9 protein-coding genes are annotated in these 10,410 nt (G+C 45.7%); 5 read left to right on the top strand and 4 right to left on the bottom strand.

Annotated elements, in window-relative coordinates:
• Positions 1 to 139: 139 nt before the first annotated feature.
• Entirely contained in the window at positions 140 to 412 is a 273-nt protein-coding gene (locus V2H45_RS23165; protein ID WP_330486058.1) for a hypothetical protein, read from the bottom strand.
• A 244-nt stretch (positions 413 to 656) separates the two neighbouring features.
• Between V2H45_RS23165 and V2H45_RS23160 the strand changes: the two genes are divergently transcribed.
• The 4 genes from V2H45_RS23160 to V2H45_RS23145 all read left to right on the top strand — a co-directional run bounded on the left by V2H45_RS23160 (position 657) and on the right by V2H45_RS23145 (position 4,521).
• Positions 657 to 1,433, top strand: a complete 777-nt coding sequence (locus tag V2H45_RS23160; protein WP_330486057.1) for a DsbA family protein — start codon at positions 657 to 659, stop codon at positions 1,431 to 1,433.
• A 68-nt stretch (positions 1,434 to 1,501) separates the two neighbouring features.
• Positions 1,502 to 2,914, top strand: a complete 1,413-nt coding sequence (locus V2H45_RS23155) for a phospholipid carrier-dependent glycosyltransferase (RefSeq protein ID WP_330486056.1) — start codon at positions 1,502 to 1,504, stop codon at positions 2,912 to 2,914.
• Positions 2,915 to 3,036: 122 nt separating this feature from the next.
• Positions 3,037 to 4,011, top strand: coding sequence for a J domain-containing protein (locus V2H45_RS23150; RefSeq protein ID WP_330486055.1), 975 nt, complete (start codon positions 3,037 to 3,039; stop codon positions 4,009 to 4,011).
• A gap of 24 nt (positions 4,012 to 4,035) precedes the next feature.
• Positions 4,036 to 4,521 carry a CRR6 family NdhI maturation factor gene (locus V2H45_RS23145; RefSeq protein ID WP_330486054.1) on the top strand — a complete coding sequence of 162 codons (486 nt, stop codon included), beginning with the start codon at positions 4,036 to 4,038 and terminating at the stop codon, positions 4,519 to 4,521.
• Between the two features lie 29 nt (positions 4,522 to 4,550).
• Here V2H45_RS23145 and V2H45_RS23140 read toward each other — a convergent pair whose 3' ends face one another.
• The 3 genes from V2H45_RS23140 to V2H45_RS23130 are packed head-to-tail and all read right to left on the bottom strand — an operon-like array spanning position 4,551 to position 10,227.
• Positions 4,551 to 5,303, bottom strand: a complete 753-nt coding sequence (locus V2H45_RS23140) for a DUF554 domain-containing protein (RefSeq protein WP_330486053.1) — start codon at positions 5,301 to 5,303, stop codon at positions 4,551 to 4,553.
• Positions 5,304 to 5,333: 30 nt separating this feature from the next.
• On the bottom strand, positions 5,334 to 7,127 hold the full coding sequence (locus V2H45_RS23135; RefSeq protein ID WP_330486052.1) for an EAL domain-containing response regulator: 1,794 nt from the start codon (positions 7,125 to 7,127) through the stop codon (positions 5,334 to 5,336).
• A gap of 46 nt (positions 7,128 to 7,173) precedes the next feature.
• The gene (locus tag V2H45_RS23130) at positions 7,174 to 10,227 is read right to left on the bottom strand and encodes a PAS domain S-box protein (protein WP_330486059.1); all 3,054 of its coding nucleotides are present in this window, start codon (positions 10,225 to 10,227) and stop codon (positions 7,174 to 7,176) included.
• Between V2H45_RS23130 and V2H45_RS23125 the strand changes: the two genes are divergently transcribed.
• Positions 10,196 to 10,327 (top strand): hypothetical protein, encoded by a 132-nt coding sequence (locus V2H45_RS23125; protein ID WP_330486051.1) that lies wholly within the window; start codon positions 10,196 to 10,198, stop codon positions 10,325 to 10,327. The genes V2H45_RS23130 and V2H45_RS23125 overlap by 32 nt on opposite strands.
• Positions 10,328 to 10,410: the final 83 nt, after the last annotated feature.

Raw genomic sequence — 10,410 nt, 5'->3', positions numbered from 1 at the left:
TTTATCTCCTTTTCTCTCTCATTTTACATAAATATTTCTTCCGCGTAAGGTGAGTGAATAAATTTGAAGAGAAAAATTATCTCACCCATTGGTAAAGCCAAGCCTTTGACTTTTTTGATTTGCGATTTTGGTTTCTGATCTAGGCCTTGATATAGGATTTAAATGGAGACTGACTTTCAGCAATCAATCTTTGCATTTGATAGGAACCATAAACTGGATTGAGTTGATAAGTACCATACAGCACCAATTCCAGAAAAAATCCATTTAAGCCTTGAATATCCTCAAGCCCTTCAACATACTTACAATTACTGATATTCCTATGTTTTTGCCTCCATTGTAGGTATTCCTGATAATTGCCAGTAATTACTAATGTTTGCACTGTTGCTTGCGAATCTTGGCGATCTAAACTCATAGATTTCAAACTAAATCCTTGCGATCGGAATGGGGGTGGGTGTTTAAACTTAATTTAATATGTTACAAAATCATAACTATTCTTAACATTAAACCAATATTCCTGAATCTACCAATAGACTCATCGCCTCAAAGCACGATTAACCCAAGCTTTTTGCGATTGCCAACCGAGCTTAGGCAAACATCTCTGCCAACATATGGTATAGACTGGGACTAGTTTTTTGCGGATTTTTCTAATGCGTTTGATGATGCGTTCTACCTTAAAGTTTTGGGTTTCTCTGTTTGCCACCTTAATGTTGCTGGTGTTTTCCGCAACGGCCTGCGCTTCTGCGGGGCAATCTGGCAGCGGACAATTAACCGACACAGAATTTGAGACAAAAGTGTTGGAGGTAATTCGTAAAAATCCTAAAGCAATCTTAGATTCGATCCAAGCCTACGACCAAGCGCAAAGACAGCAGCAGGCAAAGCTTCGCGATCAAGTTTTGCAACAAATCAAGCAAGAACCACGCTTAATAATTCGCAACTCACCTGTGATGGGTGCAACAGCTCAGAAAATCATACTCGCTGAATTTTCTGATTTTCAATGTCCTTTTTGCGCTAAAGCCCATGCCATTGTCAAAGAGTTTATGGCAAAGCATAAGGACGAAGTGACCTTGGTGTATAAGCAGTTCCCTCTCGTCCAGATCCATCCTCAGGCGTTACCCGCAGCGTTGGCATCATGGGCAGCAGGGCAACAGGGTAAATTTTGGGAATACCATGATGGCTTATTTGAGCAGCAAGAAAAACTAGATGAGTCGTTTTATCCAACCCTTGCCCAAAGCTTAAAGTTGGATGTTGATAAATTCAACCAAGACCGCAATAGCGAAGCTGCCAAAACGGCTGTCCAAAAAGACATGGAGCTAGGACAAAACCTTGGAATTCGGGGCACGCCTACCTTTATCTTTAACGGATTCCTATTTTCGGGTGTCGCTGAAGCCGCAGACCTAGAGTCCTATTTAGCGCAAATAAAGGCAGCTAAATAAATTAGCTAAAATTCAAAGAAAATTTGATGTTATCAAGTACTCAAGCCAGCTAGGGGAGATGGAGAGTCATGAAGCTTAGTTCTCCCCGTAATTTTTTTGTCTATGTTTCTGAGCATCCATGGTTGGGGGTTGCGGCGATCGCTTTGGTTGCCTTTACCACGAGATTTTGGCAGTTAGATCATCTAGAAAAGCCCGTATTTGATGAGGTTTACTATCCCAAGTTTGGGCTTGACTACCTCACAGGTGAGCCATTTTTTGATGCCCATCCGCCTTTGGGCAAATACATGATTGCTTTAGGGATTCAGCTATTTGGCTACAATCCCTTTGGGTTTCGCTGTATGTCAGCCCTAGCAGGGGCATTGGTTCCCCTGATTACCTATACCTTGGTCGCTCAGCTCAGCAATCGTCCTGTGTGGGCGTGGTTATCAGGTTGGTTTACGGCTTTAGATGGGCTGCTATTGGTGGAATCTCGCTATGGCTTGATCAATATCTACATCCTGTTATTTGGCATGCTGAGTCAGGTATGCATGGTATTAGCCCTCAAACGTTCTAGACAGCGATGGGCATGGGTATTGGCTACAGGTATGATGTTCGGAGCTGCCGTCAGCGTGAAATGGACGGGCTTGGGCTATGGGGTGGGGTTGGCAGCGATCGCACTGATAATTCGTTTAAAGTACAAGCAGTCCCTCAGTTGGGTGCAAGTCGGTTTGGGATTGGTGCTTTTGCCGCTTGGTTTCTACTGGTTGCAGTGGCAGCCCCATTTACAACTCAACCCAACCATGGATCTGTTCGAGCAACATCGACAGATTTTTGGCTTTCATCAAAATTTAGGCGTGGGGGCAAAAGAACCGATTCATCCCTATTGCTCGGCATGGTGGACTTGGATTTGGCTGATCCGCCCAGTGGCTTACTTTTACGAGACTAGAGCCAACGGTGAGATCGTTGAGTTTGTGCATGGCATGGGCAACCCTTTTTTATACTGGTTTGGCGCGATCGCCATACTTTTGTGCGGTTTGACTTTAGTACTAGCGATTAGTCCACTCCTGCAAAGGTATCTACACAATGTTTTACAAAGTGTGACAACGCAAAAGACCCAATTAGTGCGTCAACTTTCTCAAGAATTATCTCAGCAAATTTTTCAGCGATTTTCTCGGCAATTCGTTCAAGGTCGGATCGCAAATTTTCCTTGGATGGCGTTTTACGTTGTCGTAAGTTTTTTAGGAAACTGGTTACCCTGGAGCCTCAGCCGTCGCTGTACGTTTTTGTACCACTATATGCCTGCTTCTGTGTTTGCTTTTATGGCGATCGCGCTGGTGGTTGAGTGGTGTTGGCAGCAACAGCATGAATTTTTTAGAGCGGTTGGGATGACGACTGCGATCGCGATCGCGGGATCTTTTCTATTTTGGTTGCCAATTTATATCGGTTTACCGATCTCGTCGGTACATTTTCACATGCTAATGTGGTTTGCTAGTTGGACGTAACTTTTATGAGACTTACTTTTTGTACTAGCAAATTCTTGCAAGCCAAGATTAAAAAAATCTGAAGCGATGTAAGCTAGGATATCTCAAGGGTTTAACAACTCCACCGCCGTGATTCAGTGATTATGCAAAACTTTCGCAACTACTACGAAATTTTAGGTATACCTAAGACCGCCTCAGTCGATGAAATCAAGAGGGCATATCGTAAGTTAGCTCGTAAGTATCACCCTGACCTTAACCCGGGCGATAAGTCTGCGGAAGAACGCTTTAAAGATATTGGTGAGGCCTATGAGGTCTTATCCGATCCATCTCGACGACAGCAGTACGATCAATTTGGGCAGTTTTGGAAACAGGGTGGTTTTCAAGGGGGAAATCGAGCTGCTTCGAGTGCGCCCCGCCAAGAAACCTATAACCCCGACTTCGAGCGCAACTATTCGGGCGATGTTGACTTTAGCCAATTTAGCGACTTCCAAGAATTTGTCGATCAGCTTTTAGGTAAGTTTCGCACGACCGAAGGTCGTCCCCCCGATCCAAGTTATAGCTATCGCACGAATACACAGGCTCCCCCACGTCCTGCGGCGCGGCGCGACTCTGAAGCTTTATTAGAACTTCCATTAGAGCGTGCCTATGTGGGTGGGCGCGAACGCATTCGGCTAGAAGATGGGCGATCGCTTGAGGTCAATATGCCCGCAGGCGTTCTGTCTGGGCAAAGGATTCGCCTCAAGGGGCAAGGACCTTCGGGGGGAGACCTATATCTCAAAATCAGCCTTAAAACGCATCCCTTCTTTACCCTCGAAGGTTCGGATGTGCGCTGCCAACTTCCCATTTCACCGAGCGAATCTGTTCTGGGCATCCAAGTAGAAGTGCCCACCCTAAGCGGAGCGGTCAAGCTCACGATTCCCCCCGGAGTTAAATCAGGTCAGCAACTGAGACTTACGGGTAAAGGATTTCCCAAAGATGGTCGGGGCTTTGGCGATCAGTATGTGGAGGTGCAAATTGTGGTTCCCAAAAATCCCTCTAACCGCGAACGCGAACTGTACGAACAACTGCTAAAAGTTCAGTCTTTCGATCCGCGTGAGAATCTCACTAAGGCAAAATAAGGGACAAAATAAGGATTCTATGCTATGACGACGATCAATCTTAACTTGGCTTGTATTGAAGCGATCGATATCACTCCAGCAAAGCTAGTCATAGATAAAATTCTCGAACAGTTGGCGAGTAATTCTGACGATCCTGCGATTTCAGAACCCCAGTTGCAATTTGAGATTCTGTATCCGCGAGAGCTAGGCGATCCACGCGAACTTTCAGAAATTCCTGAAGTTCGTCTCTGGTTCGTGCGTCTTGATGCCCTGTATCCTTGGTTGCCCTATATCCTTGACTGGCGTAGTGGCGAACTCACCCGCTACGCTGCCATGCTCGTACCGCATCAGTTCAGCAGTACCGATGGCATTGTTTTCAATCCAGAGGCATTGGAGCTTTTTGTGATGCATAAGGTGTTTAGTATTTCGCTCTGGCTGAAGCAACGCGGCATTTTTAACACGGCAAAGCTACAACAAATGACGCAAAGCCTCGGCTATGAAATCGATCGCGAATTTTTTAATCTCTTGTGATTTTTCAATTTGCCTATCTAGCCTATCTATTAGAGGATTTGTGTTGCAAGCCAGTAGATTAGGGGTGCGATTGCGATCGCGGGCAGAAAAGAAGAAACTCTAATTTTGGTTGCGCCCGTCGCAAGCTCTAATAGGTTTAAACTCAAGCCCAAGAGCAAAATGCCACCTACACCTGTAATCAGAAGTACGGGGGGAGCATTCGCAGGGTCGGGGAGTGCCTGTGCCAAGCCCCCTGCTAACAGGGACAGACCACCTTGATAGAGAAATACGGGTAATGCCGAGAAACCCACACCGATGCCGTAGCTACTGGCAAAAGCGATGGAAATGAATCCATCCAGAGCGGCTTTAAGCACTAGCAGATTGCTGTCTCCTGTGAGTCCATTGTTGAGGCTCCCGATAATCGCCATAGGCCCAATGCAAAAGAGCAAACTGGCAATCACAAAACCTTCAGTAAATTTTCCACTGCCTTTAAATTTGGCTTTTAGCCAATCTCCTATATATTCCAAATGCTGCTCAATTTGCCACCATTCCCCTAAAATGCCACCAATCGCGAGGGCTGCCAAACCAATCAAGATGCCATCGATTTTGCCAATTTTGACCTTGAGCAGACTACTTGCCATATTGAGGCTGATAAAGAGAACGATCAGTCCTGTGGATTGCGTAAATATATACTTCATATTTGACAGCAATCGCCCTCGCAGTACCAGTCCGCTAAAGGTTCCGATCGCGATTGCAAGGGTATTTACCCATGTTCCACTGGTTTTTGCCCAAAAATCTAACATGGATATTTTTTCCAGAAACCTCTTACCTGCTCAACCATGTTCCAATACTTTTCTTGTCGCTTCAGCATCCAGAGGTTTGGAAAATAGATACCCTTGACCAAATTCACAATTTAACGCTTTGATTTGCGCCAACTGCTCGGGCGTTTCGACCCCCTCTGCGGTCGTACCTAGCCCCAAACTGTTAGCCAATGCCACGATCGCTCGAATAATCTCAGTGTTCTCACCATGTTCGCCAATTCTCATGACAAAGGAGCGATCGATCTTGAGGCGATCGATCGGCAAGCGATGGAGATAACTTAAAGAAGAATAACCCGTACCAAAATCATCAATGCTTAACTGAATGTGCCGATTTTGCAGTTGCTCGATGATTTTACTAGCAAATTCGGCATTGCCCATAATGTCACTTTCGGTAATTTCCAGCCTTAAATTCTGACCTTGGATTCCCGTTTCCTGAAGGATATTGTCGATTTGCTCCAACAGATCGAAGCTCATAAAGTGCTTGACCGAAAGATTTACGCTCATGGTTAAAGACTGAGCGACTAAACCTTCATCTTGCCAAACGAGAAGTTGACGACAGGCTTGGCGCATGATGCAGAGATCGATTGCCATAATTAACCCAGTCTCTTCGGCGATCGGAATAAATTTGCCAGGAGGAATCAGTCCTTGCTCTGGGTGAACCCAACGCGCTAGTGCCTCAAATCCCACAATTTGGTTGGTGGTTAAGGAAATGATCGGCTGGTAATGGGTGATAAACTCATCCCTTACCAAGGCTTTTCTCAAGTCAGTTTCTAATTGCAAGCTGGTAAAGGCGCGTTGATGCATCGTGGGCTCGAATACCTGATAGCAGGCTTTGCCATTTGCCTTAGCGCGGTACATGGCGGTATCGGCATCTCGTAAAATATGTTCGGGCTGTTCGTAACTTTCGCTTCCCAGTACAATCCCAATACTGACATTCGTGAATACTTGGTATTCACCGAGCTGAAAAGGTGTTGCTAATTCTCGATGGATGTCTTTGGCAATTTGGGTAGCGTCAGCAAGACCTTCAATGTTCTTAAGCAAAATTGTAAATTCGTCTCCACCGAGGCGGCAAAAGGTCGCGCCGGGGCGCAAACATAGCTCGATACGGCGGGAAATAGAAACCAGCAGTTGATCGCCAACCAGATGTCCGAGAGAGTCGTTAATCGACTGGAAGCGATCGCAGTCTAAGAAGAGTACGGCAAAACAATGATTGGGCTGCTGCTTGACCTGTTTGAGCATTTGCTCTAAGGACTTCATAAACCAAGCTCGATTTGGCAGCCCTGTAAGCACATCATGCAGAGCTACATGCAGCAGTTTCTCCTGTGCTTGCAGGCGTTCGGCAATCTCGTGTTCCAGTTGGGAAGTTCGTTGGCGAACCCGTTGTTCGAGTTCGGAATTGAGTTGATGAATCTCTTTTTGCGCGGCTCTCAGGCTCAAATGGGTTTGAATACGAGCCAAAACTTCTTCTAACTGAAATGGTTTGGTGATGTAATCAACCCCCCCAACGCTAAAGGCTTTGACTTTATCTAGAACTTCATCTAGGGCACTCAGAAAGATTACAGGGATGTCGCGGGTTTTTGCATTGGCTTTTAGATGCTGGCAAACTTCGTAACCATCGATATTTGGCATCATAATGTCGAGCAAAATTAAATCTGGCTGGGCTGCCTGCGCCACGGTCAATGCCATCGCCCCTTCCATGACACTGCGTACCTTATAGCCCTGCTCGGTCAAGGTTGTCGATAAAAACCGCAAGTTGTTTGGCGTATCATCCACAATTAGAATGTCACCGTTGTATTTGCTAGCCATTCTGAGTTACTACCCGTAAAGTTTTGGTCTAAAGCTTCCCTACTGACTAGTTATTTGCCGCCGATCCGTTGTTGGTAAGAGCCTCTTGAGCCAAAACCATGATTTGATTGTAACAAAAATTATCAATAAAACTGGTTAATGCATTGCTAAAACCAATATTTTTTTCAGGAATTGCACGGGCTAGTTCGGTGATTAAGTCGTTGTCAGCCAGCATCGCCGCTTGATGGAGTCGTTCGATCCAATCACGGGGCATTAGGGATAGGGCTGTTTTGAAGTCAGCATCCGATATGACCACATCGGCGATTTCTCTCGATGGGCTAGAGGCATCCATTTCATCTTTGTATAGATAGCGCACTCCCAAATATTCCGTTAACTTATCAAAAATTACCGCTTCGCGAAACGGTTTCCGCACAAAGTCATCGCAGCCGGCAGATAGAACGATCGCTTTTTCTTCTTCTAAAGCGCTAGCAGTCAAGGCAATAATGACTGTGGCTTGACCTTTTAAGTGGGACTTGATTTGCCTGGTCGCTTCGTATCCATCCATAACAGGCATTCGCATATCCATCCAGATTAAGTGCGGTTGCCACTGTTCCCAGATCGCGATCGCTTGCGCGCCATTCTCTGCTTCTTGCACTTGAAAGCCAATAGATTCCAGTAGCTTAACGAGAAAATACCGACTTTGCCAGCGATCCTCCACCACTAAGAGCCGATATTCTGGTTGGTTGGGTGCTAAACCGATGACTTGCCGATCGCCCGATCTCGCCGATTGCATCTTTGCTTCGGTAACATTGACTGGAAAGCAGACTTGAAAGATACTCCCCTCACCTAGCTTACTGCTGACGGTAAGCTTCCCACCCATCAGCTGCACAAATTTACGACTGATGGGCAGTCCTAAACCAGTTCCTTCTATTGCTTGTTTGCCGATTTCCGTCTGTTCAAATGCCTCAAACACCTGTTCTAACTTATCTGTGGGAATGCCATCGCCCGTGTCTGCTACCTCAAAGAGCAACATCGTCTTGGTTTCGGAGTTGAAAGATTCTAGGTCGCTAGAGGGGGGGATCGCTTCAATCGATAGCATCACCGTGCCGCGATCGGTAAATTTAATTGCATTACTGAGCAGATTGATTAAAATCTGGCGCAGTTTGCCTTCATCGGACATAATCCATTGCGGAACCGTTGGCGATCGCTCGAAAATCAACTGTAATGCCTTCTCCTTAGCTCTGATTTGAAACATCTCTTCAAGGATATTCAACAGGTGATAGAGATCGAAACTCGTTTCATTCAGCGTAATTCGACCTGCTTCAATTTTTGCCATATCCAAAACATCGTTGATTAATTCCAGTAGATGTTCTCCACTGTTATGTACGATTTTTAGATAAGAACGATGGCTTTCCTTGAGGGATAGATCCCGCGCCATCAGTTGCGTGAATCCAAGAATGGCATTGAGGGGGGTTCGCAGTTCGTGACTCATGTTTGCGAGAAATTGGCTTTTCGCTTGACTAGCAGCCTCGGCTGCCTGTTTTGCCTGTTTGATTTCTTGTTCGGCTTGCCTGCGATCGGTAATGTCACGCGCCACCCAAATTACTGTTTCATCATCGATCGGAGAAATCCTCGCATTCAACCAAACCTCACGATCGGCATTGAGGCGACTATACTCAATATTTAGGGTTTTCTGGGTTTTTAAGCATTGTTGAATGGAACTTACAAATTGCGTAGCCTGTTCTGAAGAGAAGATGTCTGCGGGATTCTTGCCAATCATGTCGTTGAAAGTTCGGAATCCGAGTTGTCGCTCAGTAGAGGGGATTTTGAGCACCCGTCCGTCAGCATCGAGAACGAGGATCAAGTCATCCATAGCGGCAAATAGGGCGCGCATTTCCGCATTTGCGGCTTGGATGGTTGCTTCTGCTTGTTTGCGATCGATTCCCAACGCGATCGCATTGGTTACAGACTCCATTTCCTTGAGCGTTGTATTGCTTAATGGGCATCGAGCAAAAACGGTCATGACCCCAACGATACGTTCTTTTACCATCAGGGGATATCCTGCAAAAGATACTAGGTTTTCTTGTAGCATCCATTCCTTGTTAAGAATATTCTGCTCGTTGAGCAGATCGTTGGTCAAGTATGGTTGACGAGCTTGAGCGATTAGACCGACCTTGTATTGACCTACTGGAATGTGCCTGTGAGTCATCTCTATATGATACAGCCCAGCACTGGCTTGCAATTCCAAGACACTCTCAGTTTCATCGAGCGTCCAAATTTGGGCGAGGGCAATATTCAAATGTCGCCATAGAGATTCAACACAACCATCGAGCAGTTCAGCTAAGGAATCAGCATGGCTCTGCATCGAGCCAAGTTCTGCCATTAAGATCGATAGGTGAACCCGCTCTAAAAGATCGGCTTCCACTTGCTTGCGATCGCTAATATCAAAGATCGCGCCATCAAGCCAAAGCAAGTTGCCATCTTGTGTGAATATCCCTTGCCCTTTTTCATAGAACCAACGGATCTTACCATTAGCATCATTGATGCGGTATTCAAGAATATAGGGCTGCTTGAGTGCAACACCCTCACCAACAATTCGTCCCACCATCTGTTGGTCTTCTGGATGGATAATGCTTGCCCAACTTCGTACTTGATTGCCAATAAAATCTTCAGCTTGATAGCCCGTGGCTTCCAAAACGGCACCGCTAATAAATTCCATCGTCCAGTCAGGATCGCAGGCGCAGCGATAGACTATCCCGGGGATATTGGCAACAAGGGTTCTAAACCGCTCTTCGCTACGGCTTAAAGCGGCTTCTATCTGTTTGCGATCGGTAATATCGTTATGCAGTGTAAGAACGCAGGCTTCTCCATTGATTTCAACGATTTCAGCCGAGACCAAAATTGTCGCGATTTCTTGCGATTTCTTGCGATAGTTAAATTCAAAGTTGTAAAACGCGCCTTTTTCATCTAAAGCTTGGGAAAAACGAACTAGATCTTCGGGCTTATACCAAAGGGGTAGTTCTTCAACTCTCTTCCCGATCAATTCTTCTAATGCATAACCTGTATAGAACAAGTAGCTCTGATTGACTTTGACGACTCGTCTGTTGGCGCGATTGGAAATCGAGATCGGGTATGGAGAAGCCCAGAATATTTTAGAGAAAAGTTCCTCGGATACCCGTAATGCCGATGTGCGTTCCTCAATTTGTTGTTCTAGGTTCTGATTGACGCTCTCTAGTTCTGCAAAAGACTGCTTTAGGGCACCTCTAAAAATCAGTCAGAGACGAAAAACGAAAATAAAAAGAGA

It is taken from the genome of Tumidithrix elongata BACA0141, from assembly GCF_036349135.1.
GTDB lineage: Bacteria > Cyanobacteriota > Cyanobacteriia > Pseudanabaenales > Pseudanabaenaceae > Tumidithrix > Tumidithrix elongata.
Note: the sequence above shows the minus strand (reverse complement) of the source record. Positions and strands in the feature narration are given on the sequence as shown.

Excerpts from the sequence above, each read along its gene's own strand:
- V2H45_RS23160 (WP_330486057.1), top strand. The coding sequence starts at position 657 with ATGATGCGTTCTACCTTAAAGTTTTGGGTTTCTCTGTTTGCCACCTTA.
- V2H45_RS23135 (WP_330486052.1), bottom strand. The coding sequence starts at position 7,127 with ATGGCTAGCAAATACAACGGTGACATTCTAATTGTGGATGATACGCCA.
- V2H45_RS23165 (WP_330486058.1), bottom strand. The coding sequence starts at position 412 with ATGAGTTTAGATCGCCAAGATTCGCAAGCAACAGTGCAAACATTAGTA.
- V2H45_RS23145 (WP_330486054.1), top strand. The coding sequence starts at position 4,036 with ATGACGACGATCAATCTTAACTTGGCTTGTATTGAAGCGATCGATATC.
- V2H45_RS23150 (WP_330486055.1), top strand. The coding sequence starts at position 3,037 with ATGCAAAACTTTCGCAACTACTACGAAATTTTAGGTATACCTAAGACC.
- V2H45_RS23155 (WP_330486056.1), top strand. The coding sequence starts at position 1,502 with ATGAAGCTTAGTTCTCCCCGTAATTTTTTTGTCTATGTTTCTGAGCAT.
- V2H45_RS23140 (WP_330486053.1), bottom strand. The coding sequence starts at position 5,303 with ATGTTAGATTTTTGGGCAAAAACCAGTGGAACATGGGTAAATACCCTT.